This window comes from Hominisplanchenecus sp. (assembly GCF_046967715.1).
Classification (GTDB): Bacteria; Bacillota; Clostridia; order Lachnospirales; family Lachnospiraceae; genus Hominisplanchenecus; species Hominisplanchenecus faecis.
This window is the reverse complement of record NZ_JBKVNQ010000055.1, coordinates 1-18,103: the sequence shown is the minus strand read 5'-3', so window position 1 is coordinate 18,103 and position 18,103 is coordinate 1. Positions and strand designations below refer to the sequence as shown.

At 44.7% G+C, this 18,103-nt stretch carries 20 protein-coding genes, 2 tRNA genes and 1 riboswitch; of the genes, 21 read left to right on the top strand and 1 reads right to left on the bottom strand.

The window, feature by feature from the left end:
* The first annotated feature begins 160 nt into the window (after window positions 1-160).
* The 8 genes from ispF to ACLTL4_RS08725 all read left to right on the top strand — a co-directional run bounded on the left by ispF (window position 161) and on the right by ACLTL4_RS08725 (window position 6,828).
* Window positions 161-700, top strand: coding sequence for a 2-C-methyl-D-erythritol 2,4-cyclodiphosphate synthase (ispF, locus tag ACLTL4_RS08760; RefSeq protein WP_022119887.1), 540 nt, complete (start codon window positions 161-163; stop codon window positions 698-700).
* On the top strand, window positions 693-1,838 hold the full coding sequence (locus tag ACLTL4_RS08755) for a GNAT family N-acetyltransferase (RefSeq protein ID WP_412291472.1): 1,146 nt from the start codon (window positions 693-695) through the stop codon (window positions 1,836-1,838). Before ispF ends, ACLTL4_RS08755 begins: the two co-directional genes overlap by 8 nt.
* A 178-nt stretch (window positions 1,839-2,016) precedes the next feature.
* The gene (gene cysS, locus ACLTL4_RS08750; protein ID WP_215659231.1) at window positions 2,017-3,423 is read left to right on the top strand and encodes a cysteine--tRNA ligase; all 1,407 of its coding nucleotides are present in this window, start codon (window positions 2,017-2,019) and stop codon (window positions 3,421-3,423) included.
* Complete coding sequence (locus tag ACLTL4_RS08745; protein WP_022119890.1) at window positions 3,408-3,872, top strand: Mini-ribonuclease 3; 465 nt, start codon at window positions 3,408-3,410, stop codon at window positions 3,870-3,872. Before cysS ends, ACLTL4_RS08745 begins: the two co-directional genes overlap by 16 nt.
* Window positions 3,869-4,612, top strand: a complete 744-nt coding sequence (gene rlmB / locus ACLTL4_RS08740) for a 23S rRNA (guanosine(2251)-2'-O)-methyltransferase RlmB (RefSeq protein WP_022119891.1) — start codon at window positions 3,869-3,871, stop codon at window positions 4,610-4,612. Before ACLTL4_RS08745 ends, rlmB begins: the two co-directional genes overlap by 4 nt.
* Before the next feature lie 141 nt (window positions 4,613-4,753).
* Window positions 4,754-4,826 (top strand) — tRNA-Thr (locus ACLTL4_RS08735).
* Window positions 4,827-5,093: 267 nt separating this feature from the next.
* Window positions 5,094-5,537: an ACT domain-containing protein gene (locus tag ACLTL4_RS08730; protein ID WP_022119892.1), complete on the top strand. Its 444-nt coding sequence runs from the start codon at window positions 5,094-5,096 to the stop codon at window positions 5,535-5,537.
* Between the two features lie 64 nt (window positions 5,538-5,601).
* Window positions 5,602-6,828, top strand: coding sequence for a homoserine dehydrogenase (locus ACLTL4_RS08725; protein WP_022119893.1), 1,227 nt, complete (start codon window positions 5,602-5,604; stop codon window positions 6,826-6,828).
* Between the two features lie 81 nt (window positions 6,829-6,909).
* Here the strand turns inward: ACLTL4_RS08725 and ACLTL4_RS08720 are convergent, their stop codons facing one another.
* Window positions 6,910-7,611, bottom strand: coding sequence for a DUF975 family protein (locus ACLTL4_RS08720; protein ID WP_215659232.1), 702 nt, complete (start codon window positions 7,609-7,611; stop codon window positions 6,910-6,912).
* 72 nt (window positions 7,612-7,683) lie between these two features.
* Between ACLTL4_RS08720 and ACLTL4_RS08715 the strand changes: the two genes are divergently transcribed.
* The 13 genes from ACLTL4_RS08715 (at window position 7,684) to ACLTL4_RS08655 (ending at window position 17,991) form a co-directional block, all read left to right on the top strand.
* Window positions 7,684-8,112, top strand: coding sequence for a DUF2752 domain-containing protein (locus tag ACLTL4_RS08715; RefSeq protein WP_022119895.1), 429 nt, complete (start codon window positions 7,684-7,686; stop codon window positions 8,110-8,112).
* A 471-nt stretch (window positions 8,113-8,583) separates the two neighbouring features.
* A complete protein-coding gene (locus tag ACLTL4_RS08710) occupies window positions 8,584-10,734 on the top strand; it encodes a Tex family protein (RefSeq protein WP_173866666.1) in 2,151 nt (716 codons plus the stop codon).
* A gap of 55 nt (window positions 10,735-10,789) precedes the next feature.
* Window positions 10,790-10,908, top strand: a riboswitch (FMN riboswitch).
* Window positions 10,909-11,029: 121 nt separating this feature from the next.
* Window positions 11,030-11,665 (top strand): ECF transporter S component, encoded by a 636-nt coding sequence (locus ACLTL4_RS08705; protein WP_022119897.1) that lies wholly within the window; start codon window positions 11,030-11,032, stop codon window positions 11,663-11,665.
* Between the two features lie 198 nt (window positions 11,666-11,863).
* Entirely contained in the window at window positions 11,864-12,472 is a 609-nt protein-coding gene (locus ACLTL4_RS08700; protein ID WP_412291474.1) for an NUDIX hydrolase, read from the top strand.
* Window positions 12,473-12,617: 145 nt separating this feature from the next.
* Complete coding sequence (locus ACLTL4_RS08695) at window positions 12,618-13,112, top strand: YcxB family protein (RefSeq protein WP_022119899.1); 495 nt, start codon at window positions 12,618-12,620, stop codon at window positions 13,110-13,112.
* Entirely contained in the window at window positions 13,109-13,555 is a 447-nt protein-coding gene (gene tsaE, locus ACLTL4_RS08690) for a tRNA (adenosine(37)-N6)-threonylcarbamoyltransferase complex ATPase subunit type 1 TsaE (RefSeq protein WP_022119900.1), read from the top strand. The genes ACLTL4_RS08695 and tsaE overlap by 4 nt, the downstream gene beginning before the upstream one ends.
* 9 nt (window positions 13,556-13,564) lie before the next feature.
* On the top strand, window positions 13,565-14,278 hold the full coding sequence (tsaB, locus tag ACLTL4_RS08685) for a tRNA (adenosine(37)-N6)-threonylcarbamoyltransferase complex dimerization subunit type 1 TsaB (RefSeq protein ID WP_022119901.1): 714 nt from the start codon (window positions 13,565-13,567) through the stop codon (window positions 14,276-14,278).
* Window positions 14,271-14,714 (top strand): ribosomal protein S18-alanine N-acetyltransferase, encoded by a 444-nt coding sequence (gene rimI, locus ACLTL4_RS08680; RefSeq protein ID WP_173896923.1) that lies wholly within the window; start codon window positions 14,271-14,273, stop codon window positions 14,712-14,714. The genes tsaB and rimI overlap by 8 nt, the downstream gene beginning before the upstream one ends.
* 109 nt (window positions 14,715-14,823) lie before the next feature.
* On the top strand, window positions 14,824-15,048 hold the full coding sequence (locus ACLTL4_RS08675) for a hypothetical protein (RefSeq protein WP_147632321.1): 225 nt from the start codon (window positions 14,824-14,826) through the stop codon (window positions 15,046-15,048).
* A 56-nt stretch (window positions 15,049-15,104) separates the two neighbouring features.
* Window positions 15,105-16,016, top strand: coding sequence for a ribonuclease Z (locus ACLTL4_RS08670; protein ID WP_412291475.1), 912 nt, complete (start codon window positions 15,105-15,107; stop codon window positions 16,014-16,016).
* A 67-nt stretch (window positions 16,017-16,083) separates the two neighbouring features.
* Window positions 16,084-17,112 (top strand): tRNA (adenosine(37)-N6)-threonylcarbamoyltransferase complex transferase subunit TsaD, encoded by a 1,029-nt coding sequence (gene tsaD / locus ACLTL4_RS08665; protein ID WP_022119906.1) that lies wholly within the window; start codon window positions 16,084-16,086, stop codon window positions 17,110-17,112.
* On the top strand, window positions 17,113-17,829 hold the full coding sequence (gene ispD / locus ACLTL4_RS08660) for a 2-C-methyl-D-erythritol 4-phosphate cytidylyltransferase (RefSeq protein WP_173898829.1): 717 nt from the start codon (window positions 17,113-17,115) through the stop codon (window positions 17,827-17,829). It abuts the gene before it with no gap.
* A gap of 76 nt (window positions 17,830-17,905) precedes the next feature.
* Window positions 17,906-17,991: transfer RNA gene (locus ACLTL4_RS08655), tRNA-Ser, on the top strand.
* Window positions 17,992-18,103: the final 112 nt, after the last annotated feature.

Here is an 18,103-nt window from a genome sequence, read left to right as displayed (position 1 = left end):
GAGCATACGGTTCATACCCGTAGTGTCGAGAGTTCGAATCTCCCTTCCGCTACTGTCGAAGCTCTGCAAAATGTTTGCAGAGCTTTTTCGTTATCATAATCACGGTCTGGTTATTGTAACTGTAAAAGTGTTTAAACAGTCAAAAGTAAGGAGAATGACAATGCGAGTTGGTATAGGTTACGATGTTCACAAACTGGTAGAAAACAGAGCACTGATTTTGGGCGGAGTTGAGATTCCATGGGAAAAAGGTCTGCTTGGACATTCTGACGCAGATGTGTTGCTGCATGCGATCATGGACGCACTGCTTGGTGCGGCTGCCCTTGGTGATATCGGAAAACATTTCCCGGATACGGATCCGAAATACAAAGGCATTTCCAGTATCAAACTTCTGGAGCATGTCGGAGCACTGCTGGAAGAAAATGGTTATGCAGTAGAAAATATTGATGCGGTCGTGATCGCACAGAGACCAAAACTTTTGCCGTACATTCCGCAGATGGCGGAGAATATTGCAAAGACACTGGGCCTTGAGAAAAATCAGGTCAATGTAAAAGCAACGACAGAAGAAGGGCTTGGATTTACCGGAAGCGGAGAAGGGATTTCTTCCCAGGCGGTCTGCATGCTCTCATCTATAAGAGAGTGGAGCGTGATGGCGGCCTCATCCGAAGAAGGGTGTAAAAGTTGTGGAGGATGCCGTGGATAAGTGTGTAAAGAGACTTGGCATGGGGATAACTTCCGGAAAAGCAGCAAAAGCCGTGGAAAACCAGAGGGCAAGAAAACTTTACGAAGAAATTTTTGATGAGGACAGTCCGGCGTTTGTGGATTACTATTTTCGTGTAAAAGCAGCAGAAAATGAGATTTTTGTGGTAGAAAACGAGAAACAGGAGATTCTGGCAACATTGCATTTAAATCCATATGAAATGATGTTCTGCGATGAAAGGGTGAAGACCAATTATATCGTGGCAGTGGCAACGAGAGCCGACTGTCGTCATCAGGGCATGATGCGTTCGCTTTTACAGGCTTCCCTTCAGGAAATGTACCGGAGAGAAGAGACGTTTACTTGGCTGATGCCGGCCGCAGAAGCCATCTATCGTCCGTTTGGCTTTCGATTTATTTATGAAAAAAATAAAATGACTGTGACAGCGGATGTGCTGCGAAGAGCAGAAACGGATGAAAATTGGCAGATACATTCGGATCAGGAAGTTTCCGGGGACATTTTCTGTGAAGAAGCAAAAAAAGAGGATCTTGCAGAACTTGCGTGTTTTGCAGAAAAACAGCTTTCAAAGCTGGCAGAAGTTTATACCGTTCACGATATTGCTTATTTTGAGCAGCGGATGCAGGAAGTGGGATGCGAAGGGGGAAGCCTGATCCTGATCCGAAAAGAAAAAGAGATATGCGGCTATTTCCTGGCACTTAAAAAAGACAGAGAAGCCTGGGAGATTGTAGTGGAAGATGCCGTGCAGAAAAAAGCCTTTCCGGCAGTGCTTCACTGGTTTGGGGCAAGTGAGGAAAAGTGCACATTTACTGCATTCCCCCAAATATGGGAACAATATGCCCAAAGTGAAAACGTTCCGGCGATCATGGGACGGATCGTGCATCTGGAGCGTTTTGTCTGCTGCCTGAAAATAAAAAAAGAACAGGAATGGAAAATCAGGCTGACAGACAGTCTTATCCCGGAAAACAATGGATATTTCATTATAAAAACAGGAATCGAAGGAGGAAGCCTGATAAGAGTTGAAAACCTGTCAGAAAAAGAAAAGAAAATGTTCTGCAGCATGGATATCGGACAACTGACAGAAGAACTGTTCCGCCTGCCGGTATTTCTTAATGAAGTTGTCTGAAAATGACAGTGGCAAAATCGCTGCAAAGGGCAGTTCGCCTGAAATCGCTGCAAAGGGCGGTTTACCTTGACAAACCGCGAAATTTTGCATAGACTTAGAACAGATTTTCAGGTTTGGTATCCGGGGTCAAAACACGGGATATCAGGCTGTTAAGTTCGAAAAGAAAAGAGGAAAAACCATGAAAGTTTATAATACCTTATCCAAACAGAAAGAAGAATTTGTGCCGCTTCAGGAAGGTAAAGTCAGCATGTATGTATGCGGTCCTACTGTATACAATCTGATCCACATCGGAAATGCAAGACCGATGATCGTGTTTGATACCGTCAGACGTTACCTGGAGCATAAAGGTTATGAAGTAAATTATGTATCCAACTTTACCGATGTTGACGACAAGATCATTGCAAAGGCAAATGAAGAAGGCGTGACAGCAAAAGAGATTTCCGAGCGTTACATTGCAGAGTGCAAAAAGGATATGGCAGGCATGAATGTCAAACCGGCCACCACACATCCGCTGGCAACACAGGAAATTGACGGTATGATCGATATGATCTCCACGCTTATCGAGAAAGGGTATGCTTATAACGTAAACGGTACCGTATATTTCCGCACACGTCGTTTTGAAGAATATGGCAAACTTTCCCATAAAAACCTCGATGATCTGCGTTCCGGAAACCGTTCCCTTCTGGTAACCGGAGAAGATCAGAAAGAAGATCCGCTGGATTTTGTACTGTGGAAACCGAAAAAAGAAGGCGAGCCGTCCTGGCCGTCTCCGTGGAGCGACGGACGTCCTGGATGGCATATCGAGTGTTCCGTTATGGCGAAAAAATATCTGGGCGAAGAGATTGATATTCATGCAGGTGGAGAGGATCTGGTATTCCCACATCACGAGAATGAGATTGCACAGAGCGAATGCTGCAACGGCAAGATCTTTTCCAGATACTGGCTGCACAATGCGTTCTTAAATATTGATAACCGCAAAATGTCTAAATCCCTTGGCAATTTCTTTACCGTGCGTGAGATCAGTGAGAAATATGACCTCCAGGTACTGCGTTTCTTCATGCTCAGTGCACATTACAGAAGTCCGCTGAATTTCAGTGCTGATCTGATGGAGTCTGCAAAAACAGGACTTGCACGTATCTGTAATGCGGCAGACAGCCTGAAACATTATGCCGGAGCTGCAAAAGAGGCAGAGATGACGGCAGAAGAGATGACAGCACTGGAAGAAGCAAAGAACCTGGCAAAGAAATTTGATGATGCCATGGATGATGACTTCAATACCGCAGATGCCATTTCAGTTGTATTTGAGCTGGTTCGTCTTGCAAACAGCAACGTGAATGAAGATGGCACAAAAGCATTTGTACAGAGTCTTCTGGATGAACTTCTGGAGCTTGGCGATATCCTGGGACTTGTTTTCGAGACCAAAGAAGAGATCCTGGATGAAGAGATTGAAAAACTGATCGAAGAGCGTCAGGTGGCAAGAAAAGAGAGAAACTTCCAGAGAGCAGACGAGATCCGTGCAGAACTGCTGGAAAAAGGAATCGTTCTTGAGGACACAAGAGAAGGAGTAAAATGGAAAAGAGCATAGATTCTTTTGTAGAATACCTGAAAGAAGAATTTCAGCTGGAAGATCAGGATCTGAGAACCTATTCCCCGCTGACACTGGCATACATAGGAGATTCTATTTTTGACCTGGTGATCCGCACACTTCTGGTTAAACATGGAAACTGTCCGCCGCAGAAGCTGCATGAGCGTGCATCAAAGCTCGTCAAAGCTTCTGCTCAGGCAGAGATGATCGAAAACCTGATGCCGGTATTGAGCGAAGAGGAAATCACGATATACAAACGCGGACGCAATGCAAAGTCTTACACAAAAGCAAAAAATGCAACGGTGGCAGATTACCGTAAAGCGACCGGACTGGAAGCCTTGATGGGATATCTTTATCTGAAAGAGGATACGAAACGTATCATCGAGCTGATAAAGACCGGTCTTGATATGGCAGAAAGTCAGAAAAAGAAAGGTCAGGAACAGGCATGAGATACGAAGAACTTACCATAGAAGGCAGAAATGCCGTGCTGGAAGCATTCCGCTCCGGCAAAACGATCGACAAACTGTTTGTACTGGACGGCTGTCAGGACGGTCCGGTGAGAACGATCCTGCGGGAAGCCAAAAAACATGATACGATTGTTCAGTTTGTGAAAAAAGAACGTCTGGATCAGCTTTCTCAGACGGGACATCATCAGGGCGTGATCGCAAGTGCGGCGGCCTATGAGTATGCAGAAATTTCTGATATTCTGCAGAACGCAAAAGACAAAGGCGAAGCACCGTTTATCATTTTCCTGGATAACATCGAAGATCCGCACAACTTAGGTGCGATCATCCGTACCGCAAACCTTGCAGGGGCACACGGCGTTGTGATCCCGAAAAGAAGAGCAGTCGGACTGACAGCAACCGTAGCCAGAGTCTCCGCAGGAGCATTGAACTACACACCGGTTGCAAAAGTAACCAACATCGGCAAGACGATCGAAGAACTGAAGGCGGAAGGTATGTGGTTTGTCTGTGCAGATATGGACGGAGAAATGATGTATAATCTCGATCTGAAAGGACCAATCGGTCTGGTGATCGGCAACGAAGGGGAAGGTGTCAGCAGGCTGGTAAAAGAAAAATGCGATTTTGTGGCTTCTATTCCGATGAAAGGGGATATCGATTCCCTGAATGCATCTGTGGCAGCAGGCGTCCTTGCATTTGAGATCGTCAGGCAGAGACTTCAGGGGTAGATGAACGGAACCACTTTTTTACACAGAGAAACAATAAACGCCGCACGATGAGTGAACAGCAGCAATAAAATGCAAAAACAGTATTGACAAAAGCAGATTCCTGTGATAGTATAACTAACTGTAGCGGTCACGACCGCACAGGCTGCTGTGGCACAGGTGGTAGCGCACCTCATTGGTAGTGAGGAGGTCACGGGTCCGAGTCCCGTCAGCAGCTTAACAGAAATAATACCGGAAATCCAGTAAGTCAGGGGTTTCCGGTATTTTTGCGTTCTGAAATATGTGCTTTTCTGGCATATAAGAAGATTAAAATGAATTGAAAAAACGTAAAACGTTGAGGAAATGCAGTCAAAAGGTAGTCAGAAGAATTTCTGGTTGCACCGCCTGTTAAAATGTGTTAATATCTTTCAGGGAAGTACAAATGTACACTATAGAAAGAGTATACAGCAAAAGATGCATATAGAAGAGACAGGAGGACTTTAAAGTGGAAGAAAAGAATCGATATTATGTGGTTACCAAGAAAGCGGTTCCGGAAGTACTTCTGAAAGTAGTAGAGGCGAAACGGCTGCTGGAGTCAGCGAAAGCGTCCACAGTACAGGAAGCAGCAGATATGGTCGGCATCAGCCGCAGCTCTTTTTATAAATATAAAGACGATATTTTTCCGTTTCATGACAATGCAAAAGGGAAAACAATCACGTTTATGATCCAGATGGATGATGAGACCGGACTTTTGTCGGATGTACTGCATATCGTGGCAGATTATCATGCCAATATCCTGACGATCCATCAGAGTATTCCGATCAACGGCATCGCATCTCTGACGCTCAGTGTGGAGATCCTCGCTACGACAGGAGATATATCGGCGATGATGCAGGATATTGAAATACAGTGCGGTGTACAGTACATCAAAATTTTAGCAAGAGAATAAAAAAGCAATTCTTTGGACAAAAGAACCAGAGATAAGCATAAAAGAAAACAACAGGAGGCTTAAAATGATCCAGATTGCAGTCTTAGGATATGGAACAGTAGGTTCCGGAGTGGTAGAAGTTATCAATACCAACCACAGCAGCATCAATAAAAAAGCAGGAGAAGAGATCAACATCAAATATGTGCTTGATCTTCGCGATTTCCCGGGAGATCCGATCCAGGAAAAAATCGTACATGATTTTGATGTTATTTTAAATGATCCGGAGATTAAAATTGTCGTTGAAGTTATGGGCGGTGTGGAGCCGGCGTATACTTTCACAAAAAAAGCACTGCTCGCAGGAAAGAGTGTCTGCACATCCAACAAAGAACTGGTGGCACGTCACGGTGCAGAGCTGCTTGAGATCGCAAGAGAAAGAAACATCAACTATCTGTTTGAGGCAAGCTGCGGCGGCGGTATTCCGATCATCCGTCCGCTGAATTCTTCTCTGACTGCAGATGAGATCGATGAGATCACCGGTATTCTGAACGGAACTACCAACTACATTCTCACAGAGATGGCAGAGAAAGGTTCTGATTTTGCAGATGTATTAAAAGAAGCACAGAATCTTGGATATGCAGAACGCAATCCGGAAGCAGACGTGGAAGGTTACGATGCATGCCGTAAGATCGCAATCCTTTCCTCTCTGGCATTTGGCAGACAGGTTGATTACGAAGATATCTATACAGAGGGTATCAGCAAGATCACGGCAACCGATATCAAGTATGCAAAAGCAATGGGACAGATGATCAAACTGCTGGCAGTCAGCCGTAAAGTTGACGGAAGCTTTTACGCAATGGTATCCCCGGTGCTGGTTGGACCGTCCGATCCTCTGTACAGCGTAAACGGTGTATTCAATGCCATTTTTGTACATGGCAATGTACTTGGAGATGCAATGTTCTACGGAAGCGGAGCCGGCAAACTGCCGACCGCAAGTGCTGTTGTAGCTGACGTAGTCGATGAGGCAAGACATCTGAACCGCAGCATCATGGCATTCTGGAGCAGCAAAAAACTGGAACTGACCGACATCAGCAATTCCAGCCGCAAATTCTTTGTACGTGTCAAAGGCACTCCGGAAACAGAACTTGCAAAAGTGCAGGAAGTATTCGGAAACGTACAGCCGGTTGTTGTGGCAGATGTAGACGGAGAGTTCGGATTCGTGACAGAAGTGATGACAGAGGCAGAATACAAAGCAAAAGCAGAAAGCTTTGGTGAAGTGCTTGGCATGATCCGCGTTCGCCGTGTCGAAGACTAAGAAAAAGAATGATTAATTTATAAAAAGAGAACTGTTGCTTTGGCAGATGATATATCTGCCTGGCAACAGTTCTTTGAATTTTCAGATTTCTCCTGTCAGTTCACGGTAAAATTCAAGAAGCGTCATCTGCGTATATGGAACGGCCCAGAGCAGTCCGACAAAGCAGGCAACAACTGCGAGCAGCATGATCGGTATAAAGCTCAGCTCTAGAACAAAATAGCGGAGCCGGTTGCCCCGCATCAGATCACGGCTTTCACGTAAGAGATCTATGGCACTGGTCTGCGGATTGTCAATATAAAGCGGAGTTACCAGTGCAAAATCCAGGCGGATCACAACGCTACCGATCACGGCGGCAAAGATCAGCAGACTTCCGATAATGATGCCAAAGGCAGTATAAAAAATGGATGACAGCATAAATACAAGAATACCCGGCAGAAAGATCACCGTGGACAAGAGTGAGATAATAAGCTGAGATACAATAATACGATCCGGCTGATGGCGAAAAGCATACAGAAGATCAGAAAGCTGTCCGTCGCTGCCACGGCTCATGTCAAGCAGGATTGTAACCGGACCGACGCTTAAAATCGACAGGAGCAGATCGGTGATAAAAGAAATCACCAGATAAGAGATACTGTTGCCTGTGTCCGGGAAAAGAGCAGCCGGGAGCATATTGACCAGCATGATAATTCCAAAAGTAATGACACAGGCCATAACCGGGAGGCTGAAGCGATGTGCCAGAGATTCCCTTGCCAGTTGTTTTAACTGCGAAGAAGTTCGTTTCATAAGATTCACTCCATTCTGTAAAAGGTAAGCCGATTAGGATTCGGCTGAAATAAATGATGAAAGAGGTACTGTATGGAAAAACAAGAAAAAAACTGCAGGCCGGACAACCTTTATTACTGCGGTATAGTCCTGCCGCTTGCAGGAATATTGTTTCTTGCATTGCTGAGGTTACTGAAAATTCCGTTAAATCATATTTTGCTGCCGTGCATTTTCCATAAGCTGACCGGACTTTACTGTCCCGGATGCGGCGGTACACGGGCAGTATACTGGCTGCTGAAAGGAAATGTGGCATACAGTTTACATTACCACAGCATTGTACTTTACGGAGCAGTACTTTATGTATGGTATATGCTATCCAATACCGTGCAGTATGTAAGCCGCGGCAGAATCACGATCGGCATGAAATACCGTCCGGTGTATGGCAAAATTGCAGTGGTTCTGCTGGTGGTGAATACCATATGGAAAAACGGAAACCTGCTGCTGTTTCATAAAGGGCTATGAAAATGGCTCCTTTCTCATGTTTTGCGGTCCCCAAGTCGCCCAGGTTCTATGATGCTACGAATTGCTCCGCATTCTATGCTCTCGCAATTCTAAAACATTCGAAATCCGCACATTTTCTATGAAAATGGCTCCTTTCTCATGTTTTGCGGTCCCCAAGTCGCCCAGGTTCTATGATGCTACGAATTGCTCCGCATTCTATGCTCTCGCAATTCTAAAACATTCGAAATCCGCACATTTTCTATGAAAATGCCTCCTTTCTCATGTTTTGCAGGGTTCAAAGTCACAAATTTTCATGTAAACATGAAATTTGCGACTGTTTCACCCTTTGCATCATAATATCATAGACAAATTGGAAACTCAAGTGTATCATAAGGGGGCGGCTGTTACAGTCGGCACAAAGATGTTTGGAAATTGCCTGACGTAGGGCAATGAGTAGAAACGTTGGAAAAATTGTATGTAATGGAGGCTTATATGAACATAAATCAACGTCTTGCAGAGGAATTAAAGATTGAATTATGGCAGGTGGAGGCTGCAGTCAAACTGATCGATGAGGGGAATACGATTCCGTTTATTTCACGTTATCGTAAGGAGGTCACAGGATCGCTGAATGACGAAGTTCTGCGAAAACTTTCGGAACGTCTGACTTATCTGCGTAATCTGGAAGATAAAAAGAAGCAGGTGCTGGCATCAATCGAGGAGCAGGGCAAACTGACGGATGAGCTGCGGGAAAAAATCCAGGCAGCGGAAACTCTGGTAGTTGTGGAAGATCTGTATCGCCCGTATCGTCCAAAGAGAAGAACGAGAGCGACAATCGCAAAAGAAAAAGGACTGGAACCACTGGCAAACACGATTCTGTTGCAGATGACAAAGAAAACGCTGGAAGAGGAAGCAAGTGCGTATATTGACCCGGAAAAAGAAGTGAATACTTGGCAGGAAGCACTGCAGGGAGCAGGTGATATTCTGGCTGAGACGATTTCAGATGATGCAAATTACCGTATCCGCATCCGTAGCCTGACACAGAAAGAGGGTAAAATCGTGACAGAAGCAAAAGATGAGAAAGCAGCTTCTGTTTACGAGATGTACTATCAGTATGAAGAGCCAGTTGCAAAAATGGCAGGTTACCGTGTGCTGGCGATCAACCGCGGCGAAAAGGAAAAATTCCTGACCGTAAAACTGGAAGCTCCGGAAGATCGGATTCTTGGTTATTTAAGAAAACAGATCATGGTGCGTGAAAATCCGCAGACTTCCGAATTCCTGGAAAAAGTGATCGAGGACAGTTACCGCAGACTGATCGCCCCGGCAGTAGAGCGTGAGATTCGCAATGCACTGACCGAGCAGGCAGAAGATGGTGCGATACAGGTGTTTGGCAAGAATCTGGAACAGCTTCTGATGCAGCCTCCGATTGCCGGACAGGTTGTGCTTGGCTGGGATCCGGCGTTCCGTACCGGATGTAAGCTGGCGGTTGTCGATGCGACCGGAAAAGTGCTGGATACGACCGTCATTTACCCGACAGCACCGACTAATGAAAAAAAGATCCAGGCGGCAAAAGAAAAATTAAAAGAATGGATCCGCAAGTACCACATCACGCTCTTTTCCGTTGGAAATGGAACGGCATCCAGAGAATCTGAGCAGGTGATCGTAGAGCTTTTCCATGAGATTCCGGAAAAAGTGCAGTATGTGATCGTAAACGAAGCCGGAGCATCTGTTTATTCTGCGAGTAAACTGGCAACAGAAGAATTTCCGAATTTTGATGTAGGACAGAGAAGTGCTGCATCTATCGCCAGAAGAATCCAGGACCCGCTGGCAGAATTGGTGAAAATTGAGCCAAAATCCATCGGAGTCGGACAGTATCAGCATGATATGAACCAGAAAAAACTGGGCGAAGCACTGGGCGGAGTCGTGGAAGACTGTGTAAACCGTGTCGGTGTGGATTTAAATACCGCATCCGCATCCCTGCTTTCCTATGTTTCCGGTATTTCCAAAGTGATCGCGAAAAATATCGTTGCATACCGCGAAGAAAACGGAAGCTTCCAGAACAGAAAAGAACTTCTGAAAGTTGCAAAATTAGGACCAAAAGCATTTGAGCAGTGTGCCGGATTCCTCAGGATACGCAGCGGAGAAAATCCACTGGACTGCACAGGAGTCCATCCGGAGAGCTATGCGGCAGCAGGCAAACTTCTGGAGTGTCTCGGCTATACAAAAGAAGACATCACAGCCGGAAATTTAAACGGAATTTCCAGAAAGATCAGAGATTATAAAAAAATGGCAGAAGAGCTGGAAATCGGCGAGCCGACACTGCGTGACATCACGGCAGAACTGGAAAAACCTGGCCGAGATCCGCGTGATGAAATGCCAAAACCAATCCTTCGAAGCGATGTTCTGGCGATGGAAGACTTAAAAGAAGGAATGGTACTTAAAGGAACCGTTCGAAACGTCATTGATTTCGGAGCATTCGTGGATATCGGTGTACATCAGGACGGCCTGGTGCATGTCTCTGAGATGAGCAGTAAAAAGTTCGTAAAACATCCGCTGGATGTCGTAAAAGTAGGCGATATCATCGATGTGAAAGTGATCGGCATCGACCTCAAGAAAAAAAGAATTTCTCTGTCCATGAAATTGTAAAAGTTTTCCGAAAATGCTTGACAAAAGAAAAAATTATCTTATAATTGCAGATAGCAGAAATCTTCGGGGCGGGGCGTAATTCCCCACCGGCGGTATAGTCCGCGACCCGCGTAAGCGGCTGACATGGTGAAATTCCATGACCGACAGTCAAAGTCTGGATGAGAGAAGAACATACGATGGTATATCAAAGCCCTGAATCTGTAGAACAGATTCAGGGCTTTTTATTTCAAAATGATGGCATCGTATCAGACGAAGATCTTCCTGTGAATTAAATTCAAAAAGGAGAGATGGACGTATGAACAGTTCAGGTACAAATGCAGTGAAAACAACTGCAGAAAGAAGTAACTTAAGAAATCTGGTGCAGATTGGTATGTTGGGGGCGGTTTCCGTTGTGTTGATGATGTTTGAAATACCGCTTTTCTTTGCACCGTCTTTCTATAAGATTGACTTGAGTGAAATTCCGGTTCTGATCGGTACCTTTGCGATGGGACCGGTCGCAGGCATGTTTATCGAACTGATCAAAGTCGTACTGCACATGCTTTTTAAAGGATCATCGACCGCAGGTGTCGGAGATTTCGCCAATTTCCTGATTGGCTGTGCCATGATCGTACCGGCAGGTCTGATCTACCAGAAAAAGAAAAGCAAAAAAAGTGCAGTGATCGGAATGATCGCAGGTACGCTGTTTATGGCATTTATCGGATGCTTCTTAAATGCTTTTGTGCTGCTCCCGGCATATGGAAAGGCATTCGGTATGCCGGTCGATGCACTGGTTGCCATGGGAACGGCAGTGAATCCGGCAATCAACAGCCTGCTCACTTTTGTTGTTCTGGCAGTTGCACCATTTAACATTTTAAAAGGACTGATCGTTGGTGTGATCACCTTCCTGCTTTATAAGCACGTAAGCCCGATTCTTCACGGAACACAGTTCTAATACAGAAAAGTGAATATCACATAACTCGAAACGAATACCATGTAACCGGAGGAAAGCTTGTGCTTTTTAAAGTTACGTGGTATTCTTTTTTTCGTGAGCAGGGAAACAAATAAACACGAAACAGATGCTGTATCAGATATAGATTTTAACCCAGGCATCTTGAAAGTGCGGGTATTATCAAGAGAAAGGCGGCAGAAAATGTCAAAAATACAGAAGATCAATAAACAGACAGAAAACAGATTTCTGAATCTGTATGATCTGGAAGCAAAAGACCGGATGGGCGGCGATATCCATTATTATGTTTCATCCAGAGCGAAAACACAGAATGATCTGAAAATAAATACAAGAAATGAAAAGCCGGACGGTGTGATCATTTACAGCCTTTATGGGGAGAAAAAAGACAGGGTTGTGCTGGTACGCCAGTACCGTTATCCGCTGGATGATTATGTTTATGAACTGCCATCCGGGCTGGTAGACCAGGGAGAAGATTACAGGCAGGCGGGCATCCGCGAAATGAAAGAAGAGACCGGACTTGATTTCTCACCGCTGACACCGGATACGCTCTATGAAAGACCATTTTTTACAAGCGTCGGCATGACAGATGAATGTTGTGCCACGGTTTATGGTTATGCGAGCGGTCAGATCAGCCGGGAAGGCCTGGAAGATACCGAAGATCTGGAAGTCGTGCTGGCAGACAGAGAAGAGGTACGCCGCATCCTGAAAGAAGAGCGTGTGGCGATCATGTGTGCATATATGCTGATGCATTTTCTGAAAGAAGAAGAACCTTTCGGCTTTTTACAGTTGTAAGCAAAAAATTGGTATGCTATAATCAAATGCTAAGGTCAGATAGATTCTGTCAGGTAAATATCAGCAGAGCTGACCAGAATTGCGTGCCAAGTTTCGCGTGCGTTCGACTTGAAACAGAAAATTTCAAACACAACAGGAGGAAAAGGTGGAAGCAAAAGTTGAAGTAAAAATGACACCGAAGATCATGTATGATTTCATGATGTACCATACTTACCGCAGTTTCAGCGGCATTTTTGGTATCATTCTCGGAATTGCGGCATTTGTGATGTTTGGCACGACGCTGGGCAAAACAGATCTGTCTTACAGCATCGTATACTGTCTGTTCGGTGTGTGGTTTATCGTTTATCTTCCGGTCAGCCTTTATACAAAATCAAAAAGGCAGGTAGAAAAAAGCGAAGTATTTAAAAATCCGGTCACTTACATTTTGAATGACGAAGGGATCGAGATCGTACAGGGAGAAGAAAAGGCACAGTGCGGCTGGAAGAATATACTGAAAGTATGCAGCAGCAAAAAAAATGTGCTGATCTACTCAGGAAAAAGAAATGCATTTGTTCTCCCAAAAGAAGCCATCGGAGAACAATACGATACGCTTGTAACTTTAGTGCAAAAAAATATGCCCAAAAAGAAAGTGAAATTATGATTATAGAGACAAACAGCGAAAAAGAAACATTTGAACTCGGAAAAAAAATCGGTGAAAATGCAAAGGCAGGTCAGATCTATACACTGACCGGAGATCTTGGCGTAGGCAAAACCGTTTTTACACAGGGGCTTGCAGCAGGGCTTGGCATCACAGAGCCGGTAAACAGCCCGACCTTTACGATTGTGCAGATGTACGAAGACGGTCGTCTGCCGTTTTATCATTTTGATGTGTATCGCATCGGTGATATCGAAGAGATGGAAGAGATCGGCTACGAGGACTGTTTTTACGGTGAGGGTGTATGCTTGATCGAGTGGGCAGATCTGATCCAGGAGATTCTGCCGCCGGATGTGATCGCTATTGAAATCGAGAAAAATCTGGAAAAAGGATTTGATTACCGCAAGATCACGATTTCAGATCCGGAGGAAAAGAAAGCACAGCTTTAGGAGGAAAACATGAAAGTTTTGGGAATAGACAGCTCAGGGCTGGTGGCATCGGTTGCTGTTGTAGAAGATGATATTTTACTTGCAGAATACACGGTAAATTATAAAAAAACACACTCTCAGACCTTGCTTCCGATGCTGAAAGAAATCGGAGATATGATAAATCTGGACTTAAACAGCCTGGATGCGATCGCAATCGCTGCCGGGCCTGGATCCTTTACCGGTCTGCGTATTGGTTCTGCCACGGCAAAAGGTCTGGGGCTGGCACTTGACAAACCGATCATACCGGTTCCAACGGTAGACGGACTGGCCTATGATTTATGGGGAACAGATAAAATCGTCTGCCCGATCATGGATGCAAGAAGAAACCAGGTCTATACCGGCATTTACGAATTCTGCGATGGAAAACTCCAGATACTGGAAAATCAGATGGCGGTTTCTGTCACAGAGATTGCAGAAAAACTTAATGCACTTGGAAGAGAAGTTATTTTTCTTGGCGACGGCGTTCCGGTTTACCGCAAAACGTTGGCGGAAGTGATGAAAATTCCGTATTCGTTTGCTCCGGCACATATGAACAGACAGCGTGCATCTGCGGTTGCAGTTCTTGGAGCACAGTACTATGTACAGGGACGAGCAGAAAGTGCAATGGAACATAAACCGGATTATCTGCGTCTTTCTCAGGCAGAGAGAGAGCGAAAAGAAAGGGAAGAACAGAATCGTGCTTGAAATACGTGCAATGCAGGCAGAAGATCTGGAGGCAGTTGTAAGAACAGAAAGTCAGATTTTTTCCCGGCCATGGAGCAGAAAAGGATTTGAAGATGCACTGCGTCAGAAAGAGACGATCTATCTGGTTGCATATGAAAAGGATATACTGGCAGGATATTGCGGACTGTTGCAGTCTTTTGATGAGGCTGATATCACAAACGTAGCAGTTGTGGAGAAGTTTCGCAAAAAAGGGGTTGCCACCGAACTTCTGGAGCAATTGTTTTTGCGTGGATATGAACGCGGAATCGAAAATTTCACACTGGAAGTGCGGGTTGGCAATGCACCTGCTATCCATTTATATGAAAAACTTGGGTTTGAGCGTTCCGGTATCCGACCGAATTTTTACGAGAAACCAAAAGAAGATGCACTGATCATGTGGAAATACGGCAACCACTAGGATTCCTCTAATTCCCACTGTACGAAAGGAATACTTTTCGTTATACTGTTGCTGTCGCAAAGGAAATCAGAAAAAGCATACAAAAGGGGTATCACCTGGGGAGGATACGATGAGAAAAGAGAATAAGATTTACTGCAACAGCTGCGGAAAAAGAATTGTGGATACGATTGGAAGAGACATGGAAGAATATATTCATATTGAAAAAATCTGGGGATATCCTTCGGAAAAAGACGGAGAATGCCACAGCTTCGATCTGTGTGAACCTTGTTACGATAAAATGACAGCAGCATTTGTATTAAAACCAGAAATAAAAGAAGAGACAGAGCTGCTGTAGAAAAGAAAGAAGAAACGAAAGAAAAAGAAACTGAAGAAAGAGTAAGGAAAAAAAGAATGCTTGATGTTTGTTTGCTTGGATGCGGCGGTATGATGCCGCTTCCAAGACGTTGGCTGACAGCCTTGATGCTGCGATATAACGGAAGCAGTATTCTGATCGACTGTGGCGAAGGAACACAGATCGCGATCAAAGAAAAAGGGTGGAGTTTTAAACCAATCGATGTGATCTGTTTTACACACTATCACGGGGATCATATCAGCGGGCTTCCGGGTCTGCTTTTGTCGATGGGAAATGCAGAACGTCATGAACCGCTGACTTTGATCGGTCCAAAGGGGCTGGAACGTGTGGTGAATGCACTTCGGACAATTGCACCGGAGCTGCCTTTTGAAATATATTATAAAGAAATCCAGGGAACAGAAGAAACCTTTGAGATGAACGGTTATCGAATCCGTGCATTCCGTGTAAACCACAATGTGCTTTGTTACGGATATACTATGGAGATTGACCGTGCGGGAAAATTTGATGTAGAGCGGGCAAAAGCGGCAAATATTCCGCTGTGCTGCTGGAATCCGCTTCAGAAGGGGAAGGTTGTCGAATTTGAGGGTGTGCACTATACACCGGATATGGTTCTTGGAGAAGCCAGAAAGGGAATCAAACTGACTTACACGACAGATACCAGACCGACCAGATCCATCATCCAGAATGCAGAGCACTCAGATCTGTTTGTCTGCGAAGGCATGTATGGCGAGGATGATAAAAAGTCTAAGGCACTGGAGCATAAACATATGATGTTCAAAGAAGCAGCAAAATTGGCAGCGGAAGCAGAAGTGTCAGAGTTATGGCTGACACATTACAGTCCGTCACTGGTACGTCCGGAAGAATTTATGGATGGCGTGCGTGAAATTTTCCCGAATGCTTACCCGGGAAAAGACGGAAAAAGTACAGTGCTGTCATTTGAAGAGGAATGACAGTCGACAGAAAAGTCTGGTAAATCAATGCCTTTGGGCTTGATATAATAGGAAGGATAGATACGAGATGGAAGAAAAGAAAGATGTACTGATTCTGGGAATCGAAAGTTCCTGTGATGAAACGGCAGCTTCTGTTGTGAAAAACGGAAGAACGGTTTTGTCCAATGTTATTTCCTCTCAGATTGAACTGCATAAACTTTATGGCGGCGTAGTGCCGGAAATTGCATCAAGAAAGCATATTGAAAAAATAAATCAGGTCATCACAGAAGCTCTTGAAGAAGCAAACGTCACACTGGATGATCTGGATGCGATCGCGGTTACCTATGGACCTGGCCTGGTGGGGGCTTTGCTTGTCGGAGTAGCCGAGGCAAAGGCGATCAGCTATGCTAAAAATCTGCCTCTGGTAGGTGTGCACCATATAGAAGGGCATATTTCTGCAAATTATATTGAACATCCGGATCTGGAGCCGCCGTTTGCATGCCTGGTAGTATCCGGAGGACATACACACCTGGTTGTGGTAAAAGATTACGGAAAATACGAAATCCTCGGACGCACCAGAGACGATGCGGCCGGAGAAGCATTTGATAAAGTGGCCCGTGCGATCGGACTTGGCTATCCGGGCGGACCAAAGATTGATAAACTTGCAAAAGAAGGAAATCCGCTGGCGATTTCATTTCCAAAAGCAAAAGTTGCAGATGCACCATATGATTTCAGTTTCAGCGGTCTGAAGTCAGCAGTCCTGAACTATCTGAATGGATGCAAAATGAAGAACCAGCCGATCGTAGAAGCAGATGTGGCAGCTTCCTTTCAGAAAGCAGTTGTGGATGTTCTGGTAGAACATTCCATGTGGGCAATCGATGAATATGGATTTGATAAATTTGCCATTGCAGGGGGAGTTGCCTCCAATTCAGCACTTCGCATGGCAATGGAAGAAGCCTGCAGAAAGAAAGGTATCAAATTTTACCATCCGTCCCCGATTTTCTGTACAGATAATGCAGCGATGATCGGAGTGGCAGGATATTATGAATATCTGGCAGGAACAAGATCCGGACTGGATCTGAATGCAGTTCCGAATCTGAAACTGGGGGAACGCTAAATGAAAGAAAAGCACACGGCGATCGTTCTGGCAGCAGGGAGCGGCAAAAGAATGCACAGTCAGGTACAGAAGCAGTATATGGATCTGTTTGGAAAACCAGTTTTGTATTACGCACTCAGACAATTTGAAGAATGCGAATTTATAGATGAAGTGATACTGGTTACAAAAAAAGATGAGATTGCATATTGCAGAGAGCAGATTGTGGAAGTTTATCATTTGCAAAAGGTGAAAGATATTATTGAAGGCGGGGAAGAACGCTATCTTTCTGTATATAATGCACTGAAAGCTGCCGGAGCATGTGATTACATCTATATCCATGACGGAGCAAGACCATTTGTAGATCAGGAAATGCTGCAGCGGTTAAAAGAAGCGGTATGCACTTATGGTGCGTGTGTGGCAGCAGTTCCTTCGAAAGATACACTGAAACTGGCTGACGAAGCGTTATTTGCAAAAGAAACATTAAAGAGAAGTGAAGTTTGGAACATCCAGACTCCGCAGGTTTTTGCGTATCCTGATATTTTAGGTGCTTATGAAAAAATGATGCAGGAGGACCATACCAAAATGGGAATCACGGATGATGCAATGGTGCTGGAGAAAATGGAAGGTCAAAAAGTAAAACTGGTGGAAGGCTCTTATTATAATATCAAGATTACAACACCGGAGGATCTGGATATCGCTGAAATCTTTGTGAAAAAGTGTAATTTACAGGAAAATTGAAAAAAACAAAAAAATATCAAAAAAAGTGTTGACAAAACGAAAATTGGATGATATTATTAGTTTCGCTGATTGCACTGGAGAGGTATCGAAGTGGTCATAACGAGGCGGTCTTGAAAACCGTTTGTCCGCAAGGGCGCGTGGGTTCGAATCCCACCCTCTCCGTTCATCACATGAGAATATCATGTGATAATATAATATAAAATGCTATTCGAGCAACTGTGGAGAAATACCCAAGCTGGCCGAAGGGGCTCCCCTGGAAAGGGAGTAGGTCGTT